Raw genomic sequence first — 23,812 nt, forward strand, 5'->3', positions numbered from 1 at the left:
CGGGGGTCGTGAGTGTTTTGGGTCGTTCTAACGACACTTATCACTCACGACCCCAGCGCGGCAGGCCGTTTCGTGTGACCGGCTGGACGGCACAGCCGATGGACGACTCGCGTGACTGAAGGGACGACACGCGCGCGTCGCAGCGGGCACCGAACACGTCCCGAAACACCCACGACATAGGAAAAGCCCGGACGCGCGAGGCGCGTCCGGGCTTTCCGGTGTTACAGGCTCGAACTCAGAAGTCCATGCCGCCCATGCCACCGGACGGGTCGGCGGGAGCGGCCGAGGCCTTCTCCGGCTTGTCCGCCACGACGGCTTCGGTGGTCAGGAACAGCGCCGCGATGGAAGCGGCGTTCTGCAGCGCGGAGCGGGTGACCTTCGTGGGGTCCGGCACGCCGGCGGCGAGCAGGTCCTCGTAGACACCGGTGGCGGCGTTGAGGCCGTGGCCCTGCGGGAGGGACTTGACCTTCTCCGCCACGACGCCGCCTTCGAGGCCGGCGTTGATCGCGATCTGCTTGAGCGGCGCCTCGACGGCGACCTTGACGATGTTGGCACCAGTGGCCTCGTCGCCCTCGAGCTTCAGACCGGCGAAGGCGGCCTCGGCGGCCTGGATGAGAGCGACGCCACCACCGGCGACGATGCCCTCTTCGACGGCGGCCTTGGCGTTGCGCACCGCGTCCTCGATGCGGTGCTTGCGCTCCTTCAGCTCGACCTCGGTGGCGGCACCGGCCTTGATGACGGCCACGCCGCCGGCCAGCTTCGCCAGACGCTCCTGGAGCTTCTCGCGGTCGTAGTCCGAGTCCGAGTTGTCGATCTCGGCGCGGATCTGGTTGACGCGACCCTGGATCTGGTCGGCGTCGCCCGCACCCTCGACGATGGTGGTCTCGTCCTTGGTGATGACGGCCTTGCGCGCCTTGCCCAGCAGGGAAAGGTCGGCGTTCTCCAGCTTGAGGCCGACGTCCTCGGAGATGACCTGGCCACCGGTCAGGATCGCGATGTCCTGCAGGATCGCCTTGCGGCGGTCACCGAAGCCCGGGGCCTTGACGGCGACGGACTTGAAGGTGCCGCGCATCTTGTTGACGATCAGGGTGGCCAGAGCCTCGCCCTCGACGTCCTCGGCGATGATCAGCAGCGGCTTGCCGGACTGGATGACCTTCTCCAGCAGCGGCAGGACGTCCTTGACGGTGGAGATCTTGGAACCGAAGAGGAGGACGTACGGGTCCTCGAGCTCGGCTTCCTGACGCTCCGGGTCGGTCACGAAGTAACCGGAGATGTAGCCCTTGTCGAAGCGCATGCCCTCGGTGAGCTCCAGCTCGAGCCCGAAGGTGTTGCTCTCCTCGACGGTGACGACGCCTTCCTTGCCGACCTTGTCCAGCGCCTCGGCGATGAGCTCGCCGATGGTGCGGTCCGCGGCGGAGATCGACGCGGTGGCGGCGATCTGCTCCTTGGTCTCGATCTGGACGGCGGCCTTGTGCAGCTGCTCGGTGATGGCCTCGACGGCCGCCTCGATGCCGCGCTTCAGGCTGATGGGGTCGGCCCCGGCGGCGACGTTGCGCAGACCCTCGCGGACGAGAGCCTGGGCGAGCACGGTGGCGGTGGTGGTGCCGTCACCCGCGACGTCGTCGGTCTTCTTGGCAACTTCCTTGACGAGCTCGGCCCCGATCTTCTCCCACGGGTCCTCGAGCTCGATCTCCTTGGCGATGGAGACACCGTCGTTGGTGATCGTCGGCGCGCCCCACTTCTTTTCGAGCACGACGTTCCGGCCCCGCGGGCCGAGGGTCACCTTGACGGCTTCGGCGAGGGTGTTCAAGCCGCGCTCAAGACCGCGGCGGGCGTCCTCGTCGAACGCGATCAGTTTGGCCATTGCGGTGTGGTCCTCCGGTATTGGGCGCCGCCGCACGCCCTGTCTTGAATGTCACAGAAGCGCGGCGGCAGGACTCTTCCTCGGCCAGGCTCGGTGCCCGCGACGGACGACCCACCCTTCTCAGGGTGCGGCCTCACCGTCCCGACCTTCAGGCGTGCGGTCGGTGACCGCTCCGCCTGGCACTCGACGGCGTCGAGTGCCAATGTCGTGTTTAGCACTCTCCAGGGTCGAGTGCAAGAACTCCAGGTCAGCGGGCCGGCGGGTCAGTTGCTCGGTTTGATCGAGATCGACGTGGGCGGAGGCTTCACCGACGACCCCGGGGCCTGGGACTCCGAGTTGCCGGGGCCGACCGGGATGTTCGGCGCGGTGGTCTGCGGGCCGTTTCCGCTGCTGGAGTCACCGAAGATGAAGATCGCCGCGACGATCGCGCCCGCGACCACGAGGACGCCGACGATGATCCAGATCCACTTGGCGCCGCCGCCCTTCTTGGGCTGCTGCTGGAAACCGCCCTGCTGCGGCGGCGGGCCATAGCCGGGCGGCGGGCCCTGCTGGAACCCGCCCTGCTGCTGGAAGCCGCCTTGCTGCGGCGGCGGGCCGTAACCCGGGGGCGGGCCTTGCTGGAAGCCACCCTGCTGGAACCCGCCCTGCTGCGGCGGGGGGCCGTAACCGGGCGGCGGACCCTGCGGGGGCGGCCCTTGCGGCGGGGGACCCTGCGGTCCCGGTCCCTGCTGGCCGTAGCCGGGCTGTCCTCCGTACGGGTGCACGGGGCCCCCCTCTCCCTGTGGCGGCGTGTTCTGCCGTGGCGCTTGCTGCGGTACCGCCTGCTGGACGGTCGCGGCCGCCGCCTGTCCGGGCGGGCCCGGGGGCTCGTTCGAAGTCGCGAGCGGTCCCAGGGCACGCCTGGCGGCCGCGATCATCTCAACACAGTTCGGGTAGCGATCGGCGGGATTCTTCGCCATTCCCTTCCGGACGACCTCGTCGATCCCGGCGGGGAGGCCGACGATCCGCGAGATGGCCGGGGGTTCGCCGTTCAGGTGCCCCTTGATGACGGTCTGCACGTCGCCCTTGAAGGGCGGGCTGCCGGTCAGGCAGGCATAGAGGACGCAGGTGAGCGCGTACTGGTCGGTGCGGCCGTCGAGCGGCTCGCCACGCAGGTGCTCGGGGGCCGCGTACGTCGGCGAGCCGAGGAAGTCGCCGCCGCGGGTGCGGTGCCCGGTGGCGCCGCGCCGGGTCAGGCCGAAGTCGGCGACGTAGACGTGCTCGCGCGAGGTCTCCTTGCTGGTGACCAGGACGTTCGCCGGTTTGACGTCGAGGTGCACGAGACCCCGGTTGTGCAGGGTGTCGAGCGCGTCGGCGACCTGGTCGAGCATGTTCAAGGCGCGAGAGGGCGCGATCGGCCCACCGGAGATCAGCCCGGCGAGGTCACCGCCGTCGACCATCCGCATAGCGATGTAGAGCATGCCTTCGAGCTCGCCGAAGTCGTACAAGGGCACGACGTTGGCATGGTCGATCGCGGACGTGTTCCGCGCCTCGTCGACGAAGCGTTCGCGGAACTCGGCGTCGGCCCCGAGGTGATCACCGATGACCTTCAGTGCCACCTTGCGTCCGAGCCGCACGTCCGTGGCCTTGTAGGTCACGCTCATGCCGCCCTTGCCGAGCACACCGTCGATGCGGTAGTTGCCCAGCCGGCGACCGGTCAGGTCCCCCGACTCATCGCCTGTCACGCAGCGCAGCCTAACGCGCCAGTTCCCGAGGCCGCCGGGGGTCGTCCGAAGTTCTCTACGAGACCTTGCGTACGTCCGCCGCCTGACTCCGCCCGTCACGGCCGGACTGGACTTCGAATTCCACGCGGTCACCCTCGTCGAGCGTCCGGAATCCGTCGGCCTGAATGGCCGAGTAGTGGACGAAGACGTCGGGCCCTTCGGTGGATTCGATGAATCCGTAGCCCTTTTCCGAGTTGAACCACTTGACGGTGCCGACTGCCACGGCGCCCTCCCTCAGCACGGGACCCGCCGCCCTCGTCTGCCCCGGACGGCGTTTGAAGTGCAGCTCACGCTACCCGAATTACCGGCGGCGGCAATGCTCAATTCGTCCCAAGGTCACCCGCGAGAAAGCCGCCTATTGCGCGCTTGCACGAGGACGCGTCCTGGGCCCGCGAAGTCGAGCGCGAGCCCTTCGCCGGTGCGGACCGACTGCGGACCGGACTGGTCGACAGCGCGGAGACGGCACTGCACGGTGTCCGGATACGCCAGCAGGAAATCCGGCCGCACGGTGACGAGTTCGCCCGCGGTGAGCTCGAAGGCGTCGACCGGGCCTTGCGCGGCCAGCACGAGCGGGCCGCTCCCGCTGTAGTGCTCCAGGAAACCGGAGTCGGCGCCGAAGAGCTTCTGCAGCGGTGCCCAGCCGGGGTCCTGCCGGATGGTCGCGGGCCGGGCGAGGATCGCGTCCCGGCTCACGCACCAGCCCGCACCGCCGGTGAACTCCAGCGGGTAGACGTCTCCGGCGGTCAGCGGCGCGAAGTCGATCCAGCCGCCGCCCTCCGGCGCGTTGAACACCGACGGGGCGGCCTTGCCCGCCCGGGAACCGCCGCGTGCGGGCACGGTTTCGGTGATGCCGAAACTGCTGGCCAGCATGGTGTCCCCGGCGGCCTGGACGGCTTCGCCGGGGGACAGCAGCACGCGTGCGACCCCGAAGTTCGGGGTGTGCCTCGTCTGGACGCGCATGCGCTCAGCGGGAGGGGACCTGGGCGATCACCCAGGCGGACAGCGCCGACGGGTCGCGGGTCTGGGTGAGCAGCTGGCCCGGACCGGCGAAGTCGAAGACGAGTCCTTCGCCGCTCTTCATCGACTGGATGACGCCGGTGGCGACCTTGCGGATCTGGTACTGCACGGTGTCGGCGAACGCGACGACGTGCCCGGTGTCGATGGTGATCACCTCGCCCTGCTGAAGGGTGACCGTCTCCAGCGCGCCGTAGCAGGCCACGACCAGCGGGCCCTGTCCCGTCGCGTGGGTCAGGAAGCCGCCCTCGCCGCCGACGAGGTTCTTGAGCCCGCCCCATTTTGTCTCGGTCTGCACGCTGTGGGAGGAGGCCAGCCACGAGCCGCGGGTGACGCACCAGCCGGTGCGGCCGTCAAGGTTGATGACCTGCATGTCGCCCGGCAGGTTCGCGGCGACGTCGACCCAGCCGCCGTTCTGCGGGGCGGTGTAGGTGGAGATGAAGAAGGACTCGCCGGAGAGGAAGGCGCGGCCGAGCCCCTTCATGATGCCGCCCTGCGCCTGGGATTGGACCTGCACGCCGTAGCTCGTCGCCATCATCGCGCCGGACTCGACCTGAGCCGGTTCGCCGGGCGCGAGCATGAGCCTCGCCACCGCGAACGACGGCTGGTGACGAATCTGAACCTGCATGTCTTCTTCTCCCCGGGTGGTTCGTTGTGACGCGCAGAGTGTTGCACGCGGGGCCCGAGGCGGGAGGATGGTCCGCGTGATCTCCGTCGACGCCCACCGTGAGACCGTCACCGGCCTGCTCGGAAACGCCCCTGTCCTCCGCCTCCCGCTCGCTTCCGCCGCCGGGCTCGTCCTGGCCGAGGACGTCCTCGCGGGGGTTTCGCTGCCGCCGTTCGACAACTCCGCGATGGACGGGTACGCCGTCCGCGCCGAAGACGTGGCGGAAACGCCGGTGACGCTGCCGGTCGCCGACGACATCCCCGCGGGCCGGGTCGAGATCGCGAAGCTGGAGCCGGGTACCGCTCACCGGATCATGACCGGCGCCCCGTTGCCGCCCGGCGCCGACGCGGTGGTGATGGTGGAGCACACGGACGGCGGCGTGACGGACGTCCGGATTCTCAGGACGGCCGTCCTGGGCGCGCACATCCGGCGCCGGGGCGAGGACGTCGTCGAGGGCACGGTGGCGCTCTCGGCGGGGACGGTGCTGGGCCCGGCGCAGCTGGGGCTCGCGGCGGCCGTCGGGCTCGCCGAGGTCCCCGTGTTCAGGCCGTTGAAGGTGCTCGTCGTATCCACCGGCACCGAACTCGTCGACGCGCCGGAACCCTTGCGGCACGGGCAGATCTACGAGTCGAACAGCATCATGCTGGCGTCCGCGATCCGCTCGCTCGGCGGCGAGGCCGAGGTCGTGCGCAGCGTGGTGGACGACGTGGACGAGTTCCGCGCGGTGATCGAGCCGCGGCTGGCGGACGTCGACCTGCTGGTGACTTCGGGCGGGGTCAGCGCGGGCGCGTACGAGGTGGTGAAGGACGCGCTGACCGGGCAGGGCGTGGAGTTCCGGAAGATCGCGATGCAGCCGGGCGGACCGCAGGGCTGCGGGCGGTGGAACGGCGTGCCGGTGGTGACGCTGCCGGGCAACCCGGTGAGCGTGCTCGTCTCGTTCGAAGCGTTCCTGCGGCCGGCGTTGCTCGCGGCGATGGGGCATACGGGCGTCGACCGGCAGAAGGTGCGGGCCCGGCTGACCGAGGCGATGAAGTCCCCCGCCGGACGGCGTCAGTTCCGGCGGGGCTTCTACACGCCTTCCGAGGGGGAGGTCACCGGGATCGTCGGACCGCGCGGCGGGCCGGGATCGCATCTGCTGGCGTCGTTCACGCAGGCGAACTGCCTGATCGTGCTGCCGGAGGACGTCGATTCGGTCGAGCAAGGCGACGAGGTCGACGTTCTCCTGCTCTGACCTGCGTTTAGCGGGCTAAATGCGATCTGCCGGGAAGTCGCGGCAGCGGCCGATCGGCGTGAACAGCAGGGCGAAGACGGCGACGACCTCGAGCCCGGCCATCAGGGCCAGGGTCTGCCGCACGCCGGCGATCTCCCCGAGGAACCCGCCGAGCAGGCCGCCGAGCGCGATCGCGCCGAGGCTCAGCATGGACATGCTCGCGGTGACCCGGCCGAACATCTCCGCCGGGACGTAGCGCTGTTTGAAGGTGGCGTTGAGGACGTTCGAGCCAACGACCCCGGCGCTGATCGAGAATCCGGCGACGACGAAGAACGCGAGTCCCCAGCCGCCGTTCGCCAGCGGGCCCAGCACCATCAACAGCGATCCGGAACCCTCGCAGAGCACGAAGGCGCGGGCGGTGCCGATCCGCGCGGCGAGCTTGCCCGACAACGCGGCGCCGAAGATGCCGCCCGCGCCGACGAGCGCGAGCACGAGTCCGGCGGTTCCCTCTCCCACGCCGAGATCGCGGACGAGGAACACGACCTCGATCGACTGGTAGCCCATGAGCGCGACGTTCGAGACGGCGCCGAAGATCGCGAGGACACGCAAGTACGGGTCGTGGACGACGAACGCGAGGCCGTCGCGGATCTCGTCCCGCAGCCGCGAACGCGCCTTCGCCGGGCGTTCGGGCTCGCGGTGCCGGATGGATCGCAGGCACAGCACCGAAATCCCGAAACTGACGGCGTCGGCGAGCACTCCGCTGACCGCGCCGAAACCCTGCGCCAGGAGACCGGCCAGGCCGGGTCCGCCGATCTGTGCCGCGGATTCGCTGCCCTGGAGCTTTTCGTTGGCTTCCTGCAACTGATCCTTGGCGACCAGCGAAGGCAGGTACGCGCGGTAGGCGACGTTGAAGAAGACCTTCGCGACGCCACCCGCCAACGCGACGACGAGCAGCTGGGTCATCGTGAGCAGGCCGGACCACGCGGCGATCGGGACACTCAGGAACACCAGCATCGAGAAGGTGTTGCACGCCAGCATGATCGGCCGTTTCGGCCACCGGTCGACCCAGGCCCCGGCGGGCAGGCCGATCAGCAGCCACGGCAGCCAGGCGGCCGCGGTCAGCAGGCCGACCGCGAACGTGCTCGCCTGCAGGGTGACCACCGCGACGAGCGGCAACGCGACGACGGCGATGGAACTGCCGAGCACGCTGGTCGTCTCGCCGGTCCACAGCAGGCGGAAGTCCCGGGAACGCAGCAGCCCGCCGCGTTCGCGGACGCTCACGGCCGGGCCGGGACGGCTCGGGTGGCGATGAAGACGGGACGGCGTTCCTGGCCGTCGTCGGGGATCTCACGGCCGCTGTAGGACTTGATCAGCTCGTGGACCTTCTGTTCGAGCTCGGCCAGCTCGGCGACGGACATCTTCGCCCAGCTGTCGGTGGCGAACGCGGCCCGATGCCACTCCTCGGGATAGCTCTCGCGTTCCGCGAACCATTGGCGCGCCATGGAAACCTGGCGTTCGAGGGCGAGGGATTCGGCGGCGGCCGCGACCGGGTCGTCGGGGAAGTCCGACGGCGACCAGGAAACCGCGTAGCCCACGCGGCGCCACCAGCGCTCGCGCCGGTCCCGGGCGAGCTCGGGCGCCTCTTCGACCAGGTCACTGGCGGCCAGCACCTTCAGGTGGTGACTGACGTTCCCCACCGCCTGCCCGGTCCGCTCGGCGAGCACGGACGCCGTGCACGGGCCGTCGAGGCGGAGGACGTCGAGCAGACGGCGCCGCAGCGGGTGCGACATCGCGGCGAGCACCTTCGAATCGTGGACTTCGTGCACATCTCGGTCGGCCATGACACACAACGATAGTTGCACAAGAGCCCTTGTACAAGTCTTCTTGTGCGCTACTCCATCCGGGTCGGTAACCTCGGGGCATGGGTTTCTTCTCTTGGATCGTGTTCGGCGCGATCGCCGGATGGCTGGCCAACATCGTGGTGGGCGGCCCGGACCGCCGGGGCGGCTGCCTGTTCAGCATCCTGATCGGCGTGCTGGGCGCGGCGCTGGGCGGTTTCCTCTACCGGCTCGCGACGGGCACCGAACGGTCTTTCGAGTTCGACTTCCCCAGCTTCGGCGTCGCCATTCTCGGCTCGATCGTGCTGCTCGCCCTGCTGCGGCTGGTGCGCGGCTCCGGCAGGAACGATTCCTCTCGCCGGTGACCAGCGGAGTAACCGTTGGTAACGGTTTACTCGCGACCAGTGATCATCAGCGTTCGGCGCACTAGAGTGGGACGTTCGCTCAGTTCCAGCGGCCGCGTCCGGGTGCATGTGCCGTCGGGGGGCATATGCATCCGGACGCTCGCGCCTCGGCGATGAGCGAGACGGCGCGGACGGGGTCGACGAGCGTCGGCATGGGCACCGCCGAAATGTCCCTCTTCCAGGCTCGGAACAGCTCGGCGAGTCGCTCGCCTGCGGGGTCCGGGCTGGGGAGCATTCGCGGGTCCTCAAAGTCGGCTATCGGCGTCAATTACCTAGAGTTATCGCTTATTTCCACCATCCGTTACCGGGATGTGGTGCCTCCCACCCGGGCCGGGGAAACCCTTCCGGGGGAGGCCACGGCCCGGCCCCGGACAGGGCGGTAGCGTGGTGGCTCTTCCTGTCCCGACCCCCCGACACGAACTGCGGTGAACCCGACCAATGAGCGGCAACCGGCCGGAAGCCACTGGTAATCCCCTCGCGCACGCCGTGAAGCTGGCCCGCGAGACCGTTCCGCCGATGCACCCGGCCGGCAGGCCGTTCGTGTTCGGCGGTCTCGCCGCGACGCTGGTGCTGCGGAGGTTCTCCAAGCGCCTCGGCGTCGTCGGCGCGCTCGCGACGGCCGCCACGGCCGCGTTCTTCCGTGAGCCCAAGCGTGTCCCGCCCGCCCAGTCCGGCCTCGCGGTCGCGTCGGCGGACGGCCTGGTCTCGTTGATCGAGGAGGCCGTGCCGCCGCCCGAGCTGGGACTGCCCGCCGAACCGCGGATGCGCGTGAGCGTGTTCCTGTCGGTGTTCGACGTGCACGTCCAGCGGATCCCGGCGTCGGGTGTGATCGAACGGGTCGCGTACCGGCCAGGGAAGTTCCTGTCCGCGGACCTGGACAAGGCGAGCGAGGACAACGAGCGCAACTCCGTGCTCATGCGCACCGAAGACGGTCACGAGCTCGTCGTGGTGCAGATCGCCGGGCTGGTGGCGCGGCGCATCCTCTGCGAAATCCGCGAGGGCGACAAAGTCGGCGTCGGCGCGACGTACGGCATCATCCGCTTCGGCTCGCGAGTCGACCTGTACCTGCCTCCGGGCAGCAAGGTTCTCGTCTCGAAGGGCCAGCGCACGATCGGCGGCGAGACGCCGATCGCCGAGCTGCCCACGGCGCCGCACCCGGAAGGCTGATCCATGGTCCGCGTGACCACTCCCGGCGTGCGGCTGCTGCCGAACGCCATCACGGTGCTCGCTCTGTGCGCCGGTCTGTCGTCGGTGCAGTTCGCGCTGATCGGCAACTATCCGATGGCGATCGCGTCGATCGGGATCGCCGCGGTGCTCGACAGCCTGGACGGCCGGATCGCGCGACTGCTGGACGCGACGTCGAAGATGGGGCAGGAGCTCGACTCGCTGTCCGACGGCATCTCGTTCGGTGTCGCGCCCGCGCTGGTGCTGTACGTCTGGCACGCGGAGGGCGAGCGGATCGGCTGGGTGGCGTCGCTGATCTTCGCGGTCTGCATGATCCTGCGGCTGGCGCGGTTCAACACGCTGATCGAGGACACCGAGCAGCCGCCGTACGCGGGTGAGTTCTTCGTGGGCGTGCCCGCGCCCGCCGGTGGCCTGCTGGCGATGTTGCCGCTGATCCTGGAGCTGCAGTTCGGGCAGGGCTGGTGGTCGCATCAGTACACGGTGTGGGTGTGGACGATCGCCGTGGCCGCGCTGCTGATCAGCCGGATCCCGACGCTTTCGCTGAAGACGGTGAAGGCGCCGCCGAAGGCGATCGCGCCGCTGCTGGTCGGGGTGGGCCTGCTGGCCGCCGCGATCATCCAGTTCCCGCTGGTGGCGCTGGCGATCGCGCTGGTGCTGTACCTGGCGCACATCCCGTACTCGGTGTACCGGCAACGCTGGCTCGCCAACCACCCGGAGGCGTGGATGGCGCCGCCGCGGGAACGGCGCGCGATCCGTCGTTCGTCGAGCCGCCGCCGGCTGGGCCTGCGCCCGCCGCTGCGGCGCGTGGTGGCCGGCGCCGCTCAGCGCGTCCGGCTGCAACGAGGCGAACAGCATGTCGCCCGCGCTCCGCGCACCATCACCGATAAGGACCGGGACAACACCCGGGGCCCGCGACGCCGCTCATGGCGCCGAATCGGCCTCCGAAAGCGCTGATCCCTCAGCCGATTCACGGTTGTCGAGGCATGGTGGGGCCGGGTCCGCTGTCGAGCGGGCCCTCTCCATCGGCTTCACAGCGAGACCTTCACAGTGGGCCTTCACCGCGCGGCCTGGATTGGACCACAGGGAGCCCGGCCGCGACCTCGAAGTGTCCGACTTGAGCACTTTGCACGACCCCGAGCAGAACCGTGCATAGCGAAATCAATCGGACATTCAATCGCCTCAAAAGCATCCCTCGCACCCCCCGCCCGTCCCTGGGGGACGGCCCCGCGCCCAGCGTATCGGGACCCCCGGACGGGACCTGGGGAAACTGGGGTGCGGGGCGGGAGTTGTCCACAAGCGGGTGGCCCTGTGGACAACTTGGGGACAAACGCGAATATCGCTCACCCGCCCGCCGGGTCCCGGATGTCGCGAAAGCCACTTTCGGGACGTCAGATGTCGCGAAAGTGGCTTTCGCGACATCGCCAGAAGCAACCCAGGCGCGACACCCGAAAGTTCAGCGCACCGAAGCGCGCAGGCCGCCGATCACCAGGTCCAACTGGAATTCGAAGTCCCGCAGACAGTCGCCTTCCAGCAGTGAAGGCAGCACCCGGTGCAGCGACGGCAGCCCGTCCGACGTCACCGACCGCTGGAACCACGCCACCACCGGCTCGGCCCGCTCCACATCCGAAGCATCCGAAGCATCCGGAACGCCGGAGAGCCCCACCGTCTCGGTCAGCACGGCTCCGAACACCAGCCCGATCAGCGACCGGTAGCCCCGCGCGGCGCCACGCTCGTCCAGTCCGGCGTCCAGCAACGCGGCGAACATCGCGTCGATGAACTTCAGCGCCCCTGCCGAACGCGGGTTCGCCGCGTCGGTCGCCAGCGCCCGCACCACCACAGGATGCCGCGAAAAAGCCGTGTACAGGCCATGGGTCAGCGCCCGGAGCCGCTCGTCCCAGGGCCCGGGCCCAGGCAGCGGCACACTCTCGAAGACCCGCGCGGTCAGTCCGTCGAGCACATCGCCCTTGTTCGCGACGTGGTTGTAGAGCGACATCGCCTCCACGCCGACGTCGGCGGCCAGCTTCCGCATCGACAGTCCGGCCAGTCCGTGCTCGCCCGCCAGCCGCAACGCGGCGTCGAGCACCTTCTCCCTGCTCAGCGCCATGCGTCCCAGAATACCGCCACCCCCTTACGCCGTAAGTACTTACATCGTATGCTTACGTCGTAAGTCACCTGGAGGGACGTCATGGACACCGAAACCTTGCTCACCACCACCCGCTCGGTCCGCCGCAAGCTCGACCTCGACCGGCCGGTCGAAGAAGGACTGCTCGAAGACTGCGTCCGCGTCGCGCAGCAGGCGCCTGCCGCGGGGATGCTGCTCGACGCCCAGCGCTGGGTGATCGTCCGCGACCCGGAGCTGCGCACGGAGATCGCGAAGATCGTCCGCGCCGAGGCGATCCCGACCATGGCCGAGTACGGCCACCTCGCGAGCGAAGCCGTCATGCGATCGGCCCGCCACCTCGTCGACAACCTCGGGCGCGTCCCCGCCCTCGCGATCCCCTGCATGATCGGCCGCCCGCCGGAAGACCCCGTCATCCAGAACGGTACTACGGCTCGGTGTACCCGGGCATCTGGAGCTTCCAGCTCGCGCTGAGGTCGAAGGGGCTCGGCAGCTCGATGTGCGCGTACCACCTGCCCGCGCGCGAAGCCGAAGTCGCGGAGCTGCTCGGGATCCCCGACGACGTCGCGCAGATCAGCCTGCTCGCCGTCGCGTACACGACCCAGCGCGACTTCTCCCCGGCCACCCGCCGACCTGCCCGGGAGATCCTGTCCTTCGACCGCTGGGACCGGTCCGCGTGGATAGGGTGACGGGGTGAGCGCACCCCAGATCACGCTGACCGTCCGGCACACTCCGTCCGTCTTGGACTCCCGCCGCGGCGTCGTCCGGCTGCATCCCGAAGTCCTCGACGCGCTCGGCCTGATGGCCTGGGACGCGGTCCGCGTCACCGGCGCGCGGGTCAGCTCCGCGCTGGCCGCCCCGTCCGACGCGGAGGGGGTGCCGGGCGTGATCCTCCTCGACGACGTCACGATGTCGAACCTCGGCGTGACCGAGGGTTCGGAGGTGGTCGTCGCGCCGGCGGAGGTGTCGGCCGCGAAGACGGTCACCGTGGCGGGCTCACGGATCGCGAGCGTGTCGCTCTCCCCGCACACCCTGCGGCTCGCCCTGATCGGCAAGGTGCTGACCGTCGGCGACGCGGTTTCCCTGCTCCCCCAGGACCTCGCGCCGCCACCGGGCTCCGACGTCCCCGCCGTCCGCGGCCAGCTTTCCCGCGCCATCGGCATGACGTGGACGAACGAGCTGCTCACCGTCACCGCCACCGAGCCGTCGGGTCCGGTCGCCGTCGGACCGTCCACTGTGGTCAGCTGGCGCGGCGGCGCCCGGACCGGCGAGGCCGAGCCCGCCGCCGCTCCGGCCCGCGCCGGGACCACGCTGGTCCGCAGCACGCCCGCCACCCCGCACGAGGATTTCATCGACGCCGAGATCGTCGAAGACGAGCAGATCGAAGAGGTCGCCGAGGAGTCCGCGCCGCCGCTGTCGGATCTCGCCGGCTCCGAATCGGCCGCGCGCAAGCTCGCCGAATGGTTCGACCTGGCCTTCCACCGCCCGGAACTGCTGGCCAAACTCGGGACGTCGGCGCATCTCGGCGTCCTGCTGTCCGGTCCGGAAGGCGTCGGCAAGGCGACGCTGGTCCGCGCCGTGGCGCAGGCCGAGAAGGTGCGGGTGGTGACGCTCGCGGCGCCGAACATCGCCGTCCTCGACCCGAACGTGGCCGCCGCGCGGCTGCGCGAGGCGATCGAGAAGGCCACCCGCGACGAAGATCCCGCCGTCCTGATGATCACCGACATCGACGCGCTGCTGCCCGCGTCCCAGCCGCCGCCGCTCGCGACGGTCGTCCTCGACGACCTGCGCAAGGCCTTGCGCAACAAGGGCTTCGCCGTCGTCGCGACCACCGGGCGGGCCGAATCGGCCGATCCGCGGCTGCGCGCCGCCGACCTGCTCGACCGCGAGCTCGGCCTGCCGCTCCCGGACGCGAAGACCCGCACGGAGCTGCTGCGTGTGCTGCTCCGCGAAGCGCCGCTGGAGGCAGGCGTCGACGTCGGGCCGATCGCCGAACGCACCCCCGGCTTCGTGGCCGCAGACCTCATCGCGCTCCGCCGCGACGCCGCCCTCCGCGCCGCGCTGCGGCAGCGTGAGGTGGACGAGCCGCGCATCTCCCAGCAGGACCTGCTCGACGCGCTGACCACCGTCCGCCCCATCTCGATGTCCACTTCGGACAATCTGGCCACCGGCGGGCTGACCCTCGACGACGTCGGCAACATGACCGACGTCAAGCAGTCGCTCACCGAAGCGGTGCTGTGGCCGCTGCGCTACCCGGACTCGTTCGCCCGCCTCGGCGTCGATCCGCCGCGCGGCGTGCTGCTGTACGGTCCGCCCGGCGGCGGCAAGACGTTCCTGGTCCGCGCCCTCGCGGGCACCGGCGCGCTGAACGTCTTCGCGGTCAAGGGCGCCGAGCTGATGGACAAATGGGTCGGCGAGTCCGAGCGCGCGGTGCGGGAGCTGTTCCGCCGCGCCGCCGAGGCCGCGCCGTCGCTGATCTTCCTCGACGAGATCGACGCGCTCGCCCCGCGCCGCGGCCAGTCCTCGGACTCCGGCGTGTCGGACCGGGTCGTCGCGGCCCTGCTCACCGAGCTGGACGGGGTCGAGCCGATGCGCGAGGTGGTGGTGCTCGGCGCGACGAACCGGCCGGAGCTGGTCGACCCGGCGCTGCTGCGGCCGGGACGGCTGGAGCGCCGCGTCTACGTCCCGCCGCCGGACGCGCACGCGCGTGAGGCGATCCTGGCCGCCAGCGCCAAGAACACGCCGCTCGCGTCCGATGTGGACCTCGCGGCGTACGCGGCCACTTTGGACGGTTACTCGGCGGCGGACTGCGCGGCGCTGATCCGGGAGGCCGCGCTGACCGCGATGCGGGAGTCACTGGAGGCCAAGGAGGTCACCGCCGCGCATCTGACGAGGGCGGCGGAGACAGTACGGCCGTCGCTCGACCCGGCCCAGCTGGCGGCCCTGGAGGCCTACGCGCAGACCCAGGTCTGAAGTACATGAAGGCCCCCTTCCTTGCGTCTGGCGCAAGGAAGGGGGCCTTCATGTACTGCTAAGAGCCGCCGTTCTTGTCGTTGGTGTCGTACTCCTTGGTGAGGATCACGATCAGGCCTTGCGCGGCGTTTTGAATTCCCTCGAACCTCGGCAGGGCCTCGATACCGAACTCCAGCGCCAGCGCCTTCGCCGCGGCCTCCTCGTCGGTGCCCGGCCGGAAGTAGGCCGCGGACTTCGGGAGCTTGCCCTGGTACGGGCCGACCTCGGTGACGTTCCAGCCGGAGGCGCGGAAGTCGTTCGCGGCCCGCTCGGCGAGGCCCTGGATCATGCTGTTGTTGTAGACGCGCACTGTCACCCATTTGTGCGCCGCCTGCTGGTCGCCACCCGGCTGGCCCGGACCGGGCTTGCCTGTCTGGCCCGGCTGGCTCGCCGGGGGCGCGGAGCTCGCGGGCGCACTCGAAGGAGGCGCCGACGAAGCGGGCGGCGAGCTGGCCGGAGGCGTGCCCGACGGTTCGGATGACGGCGGGGTCGCGCCGTCGGAGGTCGTGGGCGTCGTACCGGGCGGCGTGGCGGTGTCCGAGTCACCGCCGCCGCTGGTCAGGGTGATCCCGCCGATCACGGCGGCGACCACCGCGACACCGACCAAGGCCAGTCCGGCGGCTTTCATCGGCCGGGACAGACCCGAAAACAGACTCATGAGAGATCGATCCCCAGTCGCCGGGCCGCGCGGTTGCGCTGCCGGGCCGCTCGCGTCTTGCGCAGGCGCTTCACCAGCATCGGATCGGCCTGCATGGCTTCGGTCTTCTCGAGGAGCCGGTTCAGCAATTGGTAGTAGCGAGTCGACGACATCGAGAAGCGTTCGCGGATGGCCTGTTCTTTCGCGCCGGCGTACTTCCACCACTGACGTTCGAACGCGAGCATGTCGAGCTCGCGCTCGCTGAGGCCGTTCACGGTCTCCGACGGGGACGGCTGGTCGGGCTCGGCCATCGACTCCGCGGCGTCCATCCGACTCCTCGCAATCAGGTCAGTGCTCGGCGGGCGTGAAACCACAGGCTTGTCATTCCGCGGCGCCATTAGACCACGGATGCGGCGCCCGGCCTCGATATCGGCGTCGGCGCGTCATGGGTAAGGGTGTACCAGAAGGGTCCGACTAAACTGCGCGCGTGACCGTCCATCCCATCGTGATCGCCGGCGAGCCCGTGCTGCACAACCCGACTCGGGAGATCACCGAGTTCGACGCCAAGCTGCGCACTCTCGTCGACGACATGTTCGAGACCATGTACGCCGCCGAAGGGGTCGGCCTCGCGGCCAACCAGATCGGCCTCGACCAGCGCGTGTTCGTCTACGACTGCCCCGACGACGAGGGCACGCGCCACAAGGGCGTCGTGGTGAACCCGAAGCTCGAGACATCGGAGATCCCGGAGACGATGCCGGATCCGGACGACGACTGGGAAGGCTGCCTGTCGGCTCCCGGCGAGTCGTATCCGACAGGGCGCGCTTCGTGGGCGAAGGTCACCGGCTTCGACGTCGACGGTAATCCGATCGAGGTCGAAGGAACCGGTTACCTCGCGCGCTGCCTGCAGCACGAGACCGACCACCTGGACGGCTTCATCTACCTCGACCGGCTGGTCGGGCGGCACGCTCGCGCGGCGAAGAAGATGCTCAAGGCGAACCAGTGGGGCGTTCCGGGCAACTCGTGGCTGCCGGAGGCGCAGCCCGAGCCCGCCGACGACTGACCCGCGTCACCGCCTCCCAACGCGTGTCATGAAAGGGTCGTTCAGGACGTTTTTTGTCCTGAACGACCCTTTCATGACATCTACGCGAGGGTCAGCAGCCCAAGAAGTGGCAGCGCACCACCCGAGGCTGCTCGACCACCTTCCCCGCCTCCACTGACCAGGCCAGCCGCAGGTACTGCGCGTGCGTCCAGGCCAGCGGCGTGGCGGACGCCGTCGGAGTGCCCGCCGGGAAGCCCGTCTGTCCCGAAGGCGCGTTCTCGTCCCAGACCTGCTCCGGCAAGGTATCGCCGGAGCTGCTGACGCGACCCAGGTCGCGAAGGCGCTTCGCGGCCGTACCCCGGTCACCGGCGGCGAGGTCGTATTCGCCGCGTTCACCCGCGAGCAGCGGCCACAGTCGCCCGAACGTGGTCCGGCTTTCGGCGGGGAACGTGTAGTCCCACGGTGAGCCGTCGGCCTTCTCGCCGTACCCGTCCTTCGTGTAGCGGTGCCAGAACTGCCCCGTCGGGGTGGTGAACGCGATGTCGGCATCCGTGACCTTGATGCTGTTCCTGATCACCGGATCGTCGGCCCGGTAGATGCCCAGCCGCACCAGTTCGAGGAAGCCGGCGTCGGTCACGGCACGCTGGTCCATGGTCACACTGGAATTGCCGAGGTTGTACTTCGTGCCGTTGTTCGCGTCACCGTCCTTGGTCAGCCGGACGAAGTACGGATCCTTCGACAGCGGACCGTTCGTGGTCACCGTCCACCGGGCGAGTTTCGCCTTGAACGCGTCGGCGGTGTCGAGGTAGCGCTTCGCGTCGGCGGCCGCCCCGTTCGCCTTGGCGAGATCCGCCGCGCAGACCAGCCCGGCGATCACGGCGGCGATCGTCGAAGGCGAGTAGCCGTCCTGCTCTTCCCAGCGCTCCTGCTGGCTGTACGGCGACGCGTGCCCGTTGTCCGCCTTGTAGGACAACAGGAATTCCGCCGCCTTGCGCACCCCCTGCCAGGTCTTGGCGTCGGTGCGGCCGAGCTGCTGGGCGAGCACGATCGGCAGCGCGGTCTCGTCGAGCTGGATCGACGTCCAGTACGGCGTGCCGTCGACGTGGCTGTTCTGCGGCAGATGCCCGTCCGGCAGCTGCTGCGTGCCGAACATGTAGTCGACCGAACGGTTGGCGGCGTCGCGGTCTCCGGCGGCGAGCAGGCCGGTCGCGATCTGGTAGAGGTCACGCGGCCACACCAGGTGATACGTGCCCGAAGGCGACCACTCCGGGTCGTTGTTCCCGAACCGCCACGGCATGCTCGGCGACGCGATGAGCGCGCCCTGGTGGATCTTGTCCTCGCTCGCCGCGAGCATGAGCACGGACGCCTGGTAGAGATCCCGTTCCCGCTTGGTCTTCAGCGACGACGGCGCGTCCTTCACCTGATGGAGGTACTGCTTCCAGCCGCGGTCGTACGCCCGGGCGGCGTCAGGGAATCCGCGTCGCAGCGAGGTTTTCGCGTTCGTGAGCGCGTCGGAGTCCTTCGCGCCCATGCCGAGCGAAAGCGTGAAGTCCCGCGAGCGGACACCGTCGGCGGAGGTCTGCCCGGTGAGCAGCACGTTGCCCTTGACCGCGGTCACGTAGTCCTTGAGCGCGAAGGATTTCGTCAGCTGGGTGATCCCGTCGGAGGAACCCGAGTACCCCACGGAAGTCCGCGAGAACGCCGGTTCCGCGGTCAGCGCGGCCGCGGTCTTCGCGTCGGAGGAGACCGCGCTCGCGCCGTCGGCGCGCGCGGAATCGTCCGAACCCTCGTTGGTGAGATCCGGATCCGCGACCGCGTACACCTGGTAAGGACGGCCGGTCAGTGAGACGAAATCGACGTCGATCAGCACGCTCGCGCGCGCCGGGTCGGTGACGTAGGTCTTGCGGAGCTTCCAGCGGCGCCGGTCGTCGGTGATCGTCTGTTCGTAGGTGAGACCGTCGGTGCGACGCACCTGCTGCGTCTTCGCCGAGGAGTCGACGGTGGCGAAGCTCTTCCCGTCGGTGACGACGAGGTCGAGCGACCGGACGCCCGGCGTCGACAGATCCGGGTAGTAGACCTCGGACATCCGGCCGCCCTGCAGGGTGAACCAGACGTTGCTGGCCCGTTCGCGGGCGGTGCCGAAGCCGGTCTTGTCCGCCGGGAGCCAGCTCGGATGGGCGCCTGGCGCACCGGGCGCCTCACCACCCTGTGCTACGGCGACCGCGGGGACCAGCCCCGCGATCAACACGCCCGCCAACGCCGGGAGCATGAGTTTTCGCATATCCCACCCCAGACTTCTGTAACGGTGCAGAACCTCCGGGATTCTGTCGTGAATCCCCGGCGAGCACAGGACCCGAACCGGTGAACCACCAACGCTGTCGACAAGTCACCACCCGAGGGCGGGTTGATTGATCCGGCCCCGGCGTGGCATGGTCGAGGCACAACCAAACAACCGCGGGAGCTCGCGCTATGGCGGGCTGAGAGGGCGGCTGGAGTCTTTCCAGAGGCTGAGACCTTTGAAGGGCTTGGGCGCCGCCGACCGCATGAACCTGACCGGGTAATGCCGGCGTAGGGAGTGAACGTCGTTGACGACTCTTGAGAACGAGTCTGCCATCACGCCGACCGTCACCACCGGACCGATCACCGGTTCGCGAAAGGTCTACCACCGCACGGAATCCGGTCTCCGGGTCCCCGCGAGGCGGATCGATCTTTCGAACGGCGAGCATTTCGACGTTTACGACACTTCCGGCCCGTACACCGACGACGACGCGCAGATCGACGTCCACAGTGGACTGCACCGGCTGCGCGCCGGCTGGGCCGACGGTCGTGAACACAACACCCAGCTGGGCTGGGCGAAACAGGGCGTCATCACCCGCGAGATGGAATACGTCGCGGCACGCGAGCGCTGCTCGCCGGAATTCGTGCGGGACGAGGTCGCGCGCGGCCGTGCGGTGATCCCCGCCAACCGCAGGCACCCGGAGACCGAGCCGATGATCATCGGCAAGAACTTCCTGGTGAAGATCAACGCCAACATGGGCAACTCGGCCGTCTGGTCCTCCGTGGAGGAAGAGGTCGACAAGATGGTGTGGGCCACCCGCTGGGGCGCCGACACGATCATGGACCTGTCCACCGGCAAGCGGATCCACGAGACGCGCGAGTGGATCATCCGCAACTCACCGGTCCCGGTGGGTACCGTGCCGATCTACCAGGCGCTGGAAAAGGTCAACGGGGAACCGGAAAAGCTGTCGTGGGAGGTGTACCGCGACACCATCATCGAGCAGTGCGAACAGGGTGTCGACTACGTCACCGTGCACGCCGGGGTGCTGCTGCGCTACATCCCGCTGACCGCGCGCCGGGTCACCGGCATCGTCTCGCGCGGCGGCTCGATCATGGCGGCGTGGTGCCTCGCGCATCACAAGGAATCGTTCCTGTACACCAATTTCGCCGAACTCTGCGAGATCCTGCGCGAGTACGACGTCACGTTCTCCCTCGGTGACGGCCTGCGTCCCGGCTCGATCGCCGACGCGAACGACCGCGCGCAGTTCGCCGAACTGGAGACGCTGGGCGAACTCACGCACATCGCCCGCGAGCACGACGTCCAGGTGATGATCGAGGGCCCCGGCCACGTGCCGATGCACAAGATCAAGGAGAACGTCGAACTCGAGGAGAAGCTGACCGGCGAGGCGCCGTTCTACACCCTCGGCCCGCTCGCGACCGACATCGCGCCGGCGTACGACCACATCACCTCGGCCATCGGCGCGGCGCAGATCGGCTGGTACGGCACGGCGATGCTCTGCTACGTCACGCCGAAGGAACACCTGGGCCTGCCCAACCGCGACGACGTCAAGACCGGCGTCATCACCTACAAGATCGCCGCGCACGCCGCCGACCTCGCCAAGGGGCACCAGTACGCGCAGGAGTGGGACGACGAGCTTTCCAAGGCCCGCTTCGAGTTCCGCTGGAACGACCAGTTCAACCTGTCGCTGGACCCGGACACCGCCCGCGCGTACCACGACGAGACCCTGCCCGCGGAACCGGCGAAGACGGCGCACTTCTGCTCGATGTGCGGGCCGAAGTTCTGCTCGATGCGCATCACCCAGGACGTCCGCAAGTACGCCGAGGAACACGGACTGTCCACTGTGGAAGCGATCGAGGCGGGCATGTCGGAGAAGTCGACCGAGTTCGCCGAACAGGGCAACAAGGTCTACCTGCCGGTGGTCAATCAGTGACGGAAACCCCTCGGACGGCCCTCACCATCGCCGGATCGGATTCCGGTGGCGGTGCGGGCATCCAGGCGGATCTGCGGACGTTCTTCGCCAACGGGGTGCACGGGATGGTCGCGCTCACCGCGGTCACCGTGCAGAACTCGCTGGGTGTGCGGGGTTTCAGCGAGATCCCGGTCGACGTCGTCACCGGCCAGATCAAGGCCGTCGCCGGGGACATGGGTGTCGACGCGGCGAAGACCGGGATGCTCGCGACGGCGGAGATCATCAACGCCGTCGCGAAGACGCTCGACGAGGTCCACATCGGACGCTCGTCGGGCACCCCGTTCGTCGTGGACCCCGTCGCCGCCTCGATGACCGGGCACGCGCTGCTGCGCGAGGAGGCGCTGGAGGCGATCCGGACCGAGTTGTTCCCGCGCGCCACGCTGATCACGCCGAACCTCGACGAGGTGCGGCTGCTGACCGGCGTCGAGGTGACCGGGCCCGGGACCCAGCGGGAGGCGGCGGAAGCGCTGCTGGAGTTCGGTTCGGAGTGGGTGCTGGTGAAGGGCGGGCATCTCGACGCGGCGCAGGACTGCGTGGACCTGTTGTCCGACGGCACCTCCTGGGTGGAACTGAGCGGACCGCGGTTCGACACGCGGAACACCCACGGCGGCGGGGACACGATGGCTTCGGCGATCACGTCTTCGCTGGCGAAGGGGGCCGACGTGCCCACGGCGGTGGCCGAGGGGAAGCGGTTCATCGAGCGGTGCGTGGCGGAGTCGTACCCGCTGGGCGCCGGGGTGGGGCCGGTTTCGCCCTTCTGGCGCCTGAAGTGACGCGTTTCGTCCTCTGAACGCGACTCCGCGTTCAGAGGACGAAACGCGGGGTCTAGCCGCGCGGAAGTACCTGTGGCAGCACGGTGGTCAGCCCCGTCCAGTCCGACGTCAGCACCGAAGCGTGGTTCTTCGCCAGCAGGGCCGCCCGCGCGTCCGCCTGCTCCACGGAGGGCGCACGGGAGTCGATGGCCGGCGCGACGTTGTGCGCGTCGGTCATCACCACGTAGTAGTGGTTGTCGTCGTACCAGCCGGGTCCGGTCTGCGTCAGGAACGCGTTCGCGTCGCCGTCGAAGACGACGAACCACGGCCGCAGCCCGGCGTCGGCGTACTTCGTCCGCGGGTCGCCGGGCGCCGCGCCGTGCACGGTCGGGAAGATCTGCGCCTCGCCGACGCGGCCCGCGTCCTTGAGCGACCGCAGATACCGCCCGTACTCGACGTCGGTCTTGAGCGTGTCCGTCGGATTGCCCTCTTCGACCGTGCCGGGGATCACTTCGATGATCACCTTGCCCCGCAACGCGTCCAGCGACGGCCAGTTGTCCGCTTTGGCCGCTTCGTCGAGCGTCGCGTACCCGCCGAGCAGGTCCGCCGGTCGGAAGACCGCACCGCCGAGATGCGTCCGGATGGACGCGTCGAGTTCGTCCGGGCCCAGGCCGCGGTTGTCGGCGAACCCGGTCTTCATCTCCAGTTTGAGCGTGACCGGTTTGCTGTCCGGATGCGCGCCCAGCCAGACGCGGATGTCGTCGAGGCAGTGTTCGAGGTTCTTGTTCCGCCCACCGGAGTACAGCTGCGACGGCGTACTCGCCGCCACGCAGTTGTTGTTGTTCCCCAAGGGGTTCGAATGACTCACTTTCCATTCGCGCGTGATGATGTTCGGCCAGACGTCGAGTTCGATCAGCGAGGTACCGGCGTCCAGCGAACGCGCCAGGTAGTCGTAGGCGCCGGTCTCGTAGGTGTTGTGGACGCCGACCGTGGTCACGTGGGAGACCTTGGCGGCGTCGGCGTCCGCGACCGCTCCGGACAGCGAGGCCGCCACGATCACGCCGACGAGGGATACCGCGGGGAGGAGTTTCATCCGAGCCCTTTCGCACGCGGGAGTGCACTGGCTCACACACTGTGCCACCGTGATCGGGTGCGGCCGAACCCCTGTTGAACCAAAAGGACCAGTCGGGAAAATGAACTCATGAGCGAGAACCCGAGCCCGCCGTCGGCGCTGACCATCGCAGGCTCCGACTCCGGTGGCGCCGCCGGCCTCCAGGCGGACCTGCGCACGTTCCTCACCTGCGGGGTGCACGGCCTGGTCGCGGTCACCGCCGTGACCGTCCAGAACACCCTCGGCGTGCACGACCGCACCGACATCCCGCCGCATATCGTCGCCGGGCAGATCGAGGCGGTCGCGGCCGACATGGGCGTCAACGCGGCCAAGACCGGCATGCTCGCCTCGGCCGAGATCATCCACGCCGTCGCCGCGGCCTGCGACAAGGCCGAGATCGGCCGCGACGCCAAGGTGCCGTTCGTGGTCGACCCGGTCGCGGCGTCGATGCACGGGCATCCGCTGTTCGACGAGGCCGGGCTGGTGGCGCTGCGCGACGAGCTCCTCCCGCGCGCGACCGTCCTCACGCCGAACCTCGACGAGGTCCGTCTGCTGACCGGGATGACCGTGACCACCCGCGAGCAGATGCATCAGGCCGCCGTCGTCCTGCACCGGCTCGGGCCGAAGTACGTGCTGGTGAAGAGCGGGCACCTCGTCTCCGACCCGGAGTGCGTGGACGTGCTGTTCGACGGCTCCACGTTCGTCGAACTGCCCGGCGAGCGGTTCGCGACGCAGCACACGCACGGCGCCGGGGACACCATGGCGTCGGCGCTGACGGCCGGTCTCGCGAAGGGGATGTCCGTCGTGGAGGCCGCCCGCTACGGCAAGTGGTTCGTCTCACAGGCGGTCGAGAACGCCTACCCCATGGGCGCGAAGGTCGGTCCGGTTTCGGCGTTTTGGCGGCTTGCGCCGGAGCACTGAGAACCCGT

The 23,812-nt window shown here is 69.3% G+C and carries 23 protein-coding genes and 1 riboswitch; of the genes, 11 read left to right on the forward strand and 12 right to left on the reverse strand.

Going from position 1 to position 23,812, the window contains the following annotated elements:
* Nucleotides 1–235: 235 nt before the first annotated feature.
* From groL to AB0N89_RS09685, 5 genes are all read right to left on the reverse strand, one after another.
* The gene (gene groL / locus AB0N89_RS09665; RefSeq protein WP_005164277.1) at nucleotides 236–1,864 is read right to left on the reverse strand and encodes a chaperonin GroEL; all 1,629 of its coding nucleotides are present in this window, start codon (nucleotides 1,862–1,864) and stop codon (nucleotides 236–238) included.
* Between the two features lie 263 nt (nucleotides 1,865–2,127).
* Nucleotides 2,128–3,588 carry a serine/threonine-protein kinase gene (locus AB0N89_RS09670; protein WP_364202339.1) on the reverse strand — a complete coding sequence of 487 codons (1,461 nt, stop codon included), beginning with the start codon at nucleotides 3,586–3,588 and terminating at the stop codon, nucleotides 2,128–2,130.
* Between the two features lie 55 nt (nucleotides 3,589–3,643).
* Nucleotides 3,644–3,850, reverse strand: coding sequence for a cold-shock protein (locus AB0N89_RS09675; protein WP_005164266.1), 207 nt, complete (start codon nucleotides 3,848–3,850; stop codon nucleotides 3,644–3,646).
* Nucleotides 3,851–3,963: 113 nt separating this feature from the next.
* Entirely contained in the window at nucleotides 3,964–4,587 is a 624-nt protein-coding gene (locus tag AB0N89_RS09680) for an AIM24 family protein (protein WP_005164264.1), read from the reverse strand.
* Between the two features lie 4 nt (nucleotides 4,588–4,591).
* Nucleotides 4,592–5,269: a TIGR00266 family protein gene (locus tag AB0N89_RS09685; RefSeq protein ID WP_364202342.1), complete on the reverse strand. Its 678-nt coding sequence runs from the start codon at nucleotides 5,267–5,269 to the stop codon at nucleotides 4,592–4,594.
* A 76-nt stretch (nucleotides 5,270–5,345) separates the two neighbouring features.
* On the opposite strand from AB0N89_RS09685, the gene glp reads away from it, so the two are divergent.
* Nucleotides 5,346–6,539 carry a gephyrin-like molybdotransferase Glp gene (gene glp / locus AB0N89_RS09690; RefSeq protein ID WP_364202345.1) on the forward strand — a complete coding sequence of 398 codons (1,194 nt, stop codon included), beginning with the start codon at nucleotides 5,346–5,348 and terminating at the stop codon, nucleotides 6,537–6,539.
* Nucleotides 6,540–6,554: 15 nt separating this feature from the next.
* Here glp and AB0N89_RS09695 read toward each other — a convergent pair whose 3' ends face one another.
* Entirely contained in the window at nucleotides 6,555–7,799 is a 1,245-nt protein-coding gene (locus tag AB0N89_RS09695; protein ID WP_364202347.1) for an MFS transporter, read from the reverse strand.
* Entirely contained in the window at nucleotides 7,796–8,359 is a 564-nt protein-coding gene (locus tag AB0N89_RS09700; RefSeq protein WP_364202349.1) for a helix-turn-helix domain-containing protein, read from the reverse strand. The genes AB0N89_RS09695 and AB0N89_RS09700 overlap by 4 nt, the downstream gene beginning before the upstream one ends.
* 80 nt (nucleotides 8,360–8,439) lie before the next feature.
* On the opposite strand from AB0N89_RS09700, the gene AB0N89_RS09705 reads away from it, so the two are divergent.
* From AB0N89_RS09705 to pssA, 3 genes are all read left to right on the forward strand, one after another.
* Nucleotides 8,440–8,721 carry a GlsB/YeaQ/YmgE family stress response membrane protein gene (locus tag AB0N89_RS09705; RefSeq protein WP_364202351.1) on the forward strand — a complete coding sequence of 94 codons (282 nt, stop codon included), beginning with the start codon at nucleotides 8,440–8,442 and terminating at the stop codon, nucleotides 8,719–8,721.
* A gap of 477 nt (nucleotides 8,722–9,198) precedes the next feature.
* Nucleotides 9,199–9,927 carry a phosphatidylserine decarboxylase gene (locus AB0N89_RS09710; RefSeq protein WP_364202354.1) on the forward strand — a complete coding sequence of 243 codons (729 nt, stop codon included), beginning with the start codon at nucleotides 9,199–9,201 and terminating at the stop codon, nucleotides 9,925–9,927.
* A 3-nt stretch (nucleotides 9,928–9,930) separates the two neighbouring features.
* Nucleotides 9,931–10,899 carry a CDP-diacylglycerol--serine O-phosphatidyltransferase gene (gene pssA / locus AB0N89_RS09715; protein ID WP_364202356.1) on the forward strand — a complete coding sequence of 323 codons (969 nt, stop codon included), beginning with the start codon at nucleotides 9,931–9,933 and terminating at the stop codon, nucleotides 10,897–10,899.
* A gap of 499 nt (nucleotides 10,900–11,398) precedes the next feature.
* Here pssA and AB0N89_RS09720 read toward each other — a convergent pair whose 3' ends face one another.
* On the reverse strand, nucleotides 11,399–12,049 hold the full coding sequence (locus tag AB0N89_RS09720) for a TetR/AcrR family transcriptional regulator C-terminal domain-containing protein (protein ID WP_364202359.1): 651 nt from the start codon (nucleotides 12,047–12,049) through the stop codon (nucleotides 11,399–11,401).
* Between the two features lie 81 nt (nucleotides 12,050–12,130).
* Between AB0N89_RS09720 and AB0N89_RS09725 the strand changes: the two genes are divergently transcribed.
* Genes AB0N89_RS09725 through AB0N89_RS09735 form a run of 3 tightly spaced genes read left to right on the forward strand, consistent with a single transcriptional unit; the run spans nucleotide 12,131 to nucleotide 15,037 of the window.
* Nucleotides 12,131–12,538, forward strand: a complete 408-nt coding sequence (locus tag AB0N89_RS09725; protein WP_364202362.1) for a nitroreductase family protein — start codon at nucleotides 12,131–12,133, stop codon at nucleotides 12,536–12,538.
* Nucleotides 12,502–12,753 (forward strand): nitroreductase family protein, encoded by a 252-nt coding sequence (locus AB0N89_RS09730; RefSeq protein WP_364202365.1) that lies wholly within the window; start codon nucleotides 12,502–12,504, stop codon nucleotides 12,751–12,753. Before AB0N89_RS09725 ends, AB0N89_RS09730 begins: the two co-directional genes overlap by 37 nt.
* Before the next feature lie 4 nt (nucleotides 12,754–12,757).
* On the forward strand, nucleotides 12,758–15,037 hold the full coding sequence (locus AB0N89_RS09735) for an AAA family ATPase (protein WP_364202368.1): 2,280 nt from the start codon (nucleotides 12,758–12,760) through the stop codon (nucleotides 15,035–15,037).
* Nucleotides 15,038–15,095: 58 nt separating this feature from the next.
* Here AB0N89_RS09735 and AB0N89_RS09740 read toward each other — a convergent pair whose 3' ends face one another.
* The gene (locus AB0N89_RS09740; protein WP_364202371.1) at nucleotides 15,096–15,734 is read right to left on the reverse strand and encodes a LytR C-terminal domain-containing protein; all 639 of its coding nucleotides are present in this window, start codon (nucleotides 15,732–15,734) and stop codon (nucleotides 15,096–15,098) included.
* Nucleotides 15,731–16,042 carry a DUF3263 domain-containing protein gene (locus AB0N89_RS09745; protein ID WP_005160574.1) on the reverse strand — a complete coding sequence of 104 codons (312 nt, stop codon included), beginning with the start codon at nucleotides 16,040–16,042 and terminating at the stop codon, nucleotides 15,731–15,733. Before AB0N89_RS09745 ends, AB0N89_RS09740 begins: the two co-directional genes overlap by 4 nt.
* Nucleotides 16,043–16,200: 158 nt before the next feature.
* On the opposite strand from AB0N89_RS09745, the gene AB0N89_RS09750 reads away from it, so the two are divergent.
* Nucleotides 16,201–16,773, forward strand: a complete 573-nt coding sequence (locus AB0N89_RS09750) for a peptide deformylase (protein WP_364202375.1) — start codon at nucleotides 16,201–16,203, stop codon at nucleotides 16,771–16,773.
* A gap of 91 nt (nucleotides 16,774–16,864) precedes the next feature.
* On the opposite strand, the gene AB0N89_RS09755 is transcribed toward AB0N89_RS09750, so the two are convergent.
* Entirely contained in the window at nucleotides 16,865–19,033 is a 2,169-nt protein-coding gene (locus AB0N89_RS09755; RefSeq protein ID WP_364202378.1) for a glycoside hydrolase family 15 protein, read from the reverse strand.
* Nucleotides 19,034–19,196: 163 nt separating this feature from the next.
* Nucleotides 19,197–19,344, forward strand: a riboswitch (TPP riboswitch).
* Between AB0N89_RS09755 and thiC the strand changes: the two genes are divergently transcribed.
* The gene (thiC, locus tag AB0N89_RS09760; protein ID WP_364202381.1) at nucleotides 19,338–20,981 is read left to right on the forward strand and encodes a phosphomethylpyrimidine synthase ThiC; all 1,644 of its coding nucleotides are present in this window, start codon (nucleotides 19,338–19,340) and stop codon (nucleotides 20,979–20,981) included. Its footprint overlaps the riboswitch before it by 7 nt.
* Nucleotides 20,978–21,793 (forward strand): bifunctional hydroxymethylpyrimidine kinase/phosphomethylpyrimidine kinase, encoded by an 816-nt coding sequence (gene thiD / locus AB0N89_RS09765; protein ID WP_364202384.1) that lies wholly within the window; start codon nucleotides 20,978–20,980, stop codon nucleotides 21,791–21,793. Before thiC ends, thiD (AB0N89_RS09765) begins: the two co-directional genes overlap by 4 nt.
* A gap of 52 nt (nucleotides 21,794–21,845) precedes the next feature.
* Here the strand turns inward: thiD (AB0N89_RS09765) and AB0N89_RS09770 are convergent, their stop codons facing one another.
* Nucleotides 21,846–22,865: a phosphatidylinositol-specific phospholipase C domain-containing protein gene (locus tag AB0N89_RS09770; RefSeq protein ID WP_364202387.1), complete on the reverse strand. Its 1,020-nt coding sequence runs from the start codon at nucleotides 22,863–22,865 to the stop codon at nucleotides 21,846–21,848.
* A 108-nt stretch (nucleotides 22,866–22,973) separates the two neighbouring features.
* On the opposite strand from AB0N89_RS09770, the gene thiD (AB0N89_RS09775) reads away from it, so the two are divergent.
* Nucleotides 22,974–23,804 (forward strand): bifunctional hydroxymethylpyrimidine kinase/phosphomethylpyrimidine kinase, encoded by an 831-nt coding sequence (gene thiD / locus AB0N89_RS09775; protein ID WP_364202390.1) that lies wholly within the window; start codon nucleotides 22,974–22,976, stop codon nucleotides 23,802–23,804.
* Nucleotides 23,805–23,812 lie beyond the last annotated feature (8 nt).

The organism is Amycolatopsis sp. NPDC089917, from assembly GCF_040684635.1.
GTDB lineage: Bacteria > Actinomycetota > Actinomycetes > Mycobacteriales > Pseudonocardiaceae > Amycolatopsis.

What these genes read in the sequence shown, in the direction of transcription:
- groL (WP_005164277.1), bottom strand. Translation starts at nt 1,864, where the DNA reads ATGGCCAAACTGATCGCGTTCGACGAGGACGCCCGCCGCGGTCTTGAG.
- AB0N89_RS09680 (WP_005164264.1), bottom strand. Translation starts at nt 4,587, where the DNA reads ATGCGCGTCCAGACGAGGCACACCCCGAACTTCGGGGTCGCACGCGTG.
- AB0N89_RS09685 (WP_364202342.1), bottom strand. Translation starts at nt 5,269, where the DNA reads ATGCAGGTTCAGATTCGTCACCAGCCGTCGTTCGCGGTGGCGAGGCTC.
- AB0N89_RS09700 (WP_364202349.1), bottom strand. Translation starts at nt 8,359, where the DNA reads ATGGCCGACCGAGATGTGCACGAAGTCCACGATTCGAAGGTGCTCGCC.
- AB0N89_RS09705 (WP_364202351.1), top strand. Translation starts at nt 8,440, where the DNA reads ATGGGTTTCTTCTCTTGGATCGTGTTCGGCGCGATCGCCGGATGGCTG.
- AB0N89_RS09710 (WP_364202354.1), top strand. Translation starts at nt 9,199, where the DNA reads ATGAGCGGCAACCGGCCGGAAGCCACTGGTAATCCCCTCGCGCACGCC.
- pssA (WP_364202356.1), top strand. Translation starts at nt 9,931, where the DNA reads ATGGTCCGCGTGACCACTCCCGGCGTGCGGCTGCTGCCGAACGCCATC.
- AB0N89_RS09720 (WP_364202359.1), bottom strand. Translation starts at nt 12,049, where the DNA reads ATGGCGCTGAGCAGGGAGAAGGTGCTCGACGCCGCGTTGCGGCTGGCG.
- AB0N89_RS09725 (WP_364202362.1), top strand. Translation starts at nt 12,131, where the DNA reads ATGGACACCGAAACCTTGCTCACCACCACCCGCTCGGTCCGCCGCAAG.
- AB0N89_RS09740 (WP_364202371.1), bottom strand. Translation starts at nt 15,734, where the DNA reads ATGAGTCTGTTTTCGGGTCTGTCCCGGCCGATGAAAGCCGCCGGACTG.
- AB0N89_RS09745 (WP_005160574.1), bottom strand. Translation starts at nt 16,042, where the DNA reads ATGGACGCCGCGGAGTCGATGGCCGAGCCCGACCAGCCGTCCCCGTCG.
- AB0N89_RS09755 (WP_364202378.1), bottom strand. Translation starts at nt 19,033, where the DNA reads ATGCGAAAACTCATGCTCCCGGCGTTGGCGGGCGTGTTGATCGCGGGG.
- AB0N89_RS09770 (WP_364202387.1), bottom strand. Translation starts at nt 22,865, where the DNA reads ATGAAACTCCTCCCCGCGGTATCCCTCGTCGGCGTGATCGTGGCGGCC.
- thiD (WP_364202390.1), top strand. Translation starts at nt 22,974, where the DNA reads ATGAGCGAGAACCCGAGCCCGCCGTCGGCGCTGACCATCGCAGGCTCC.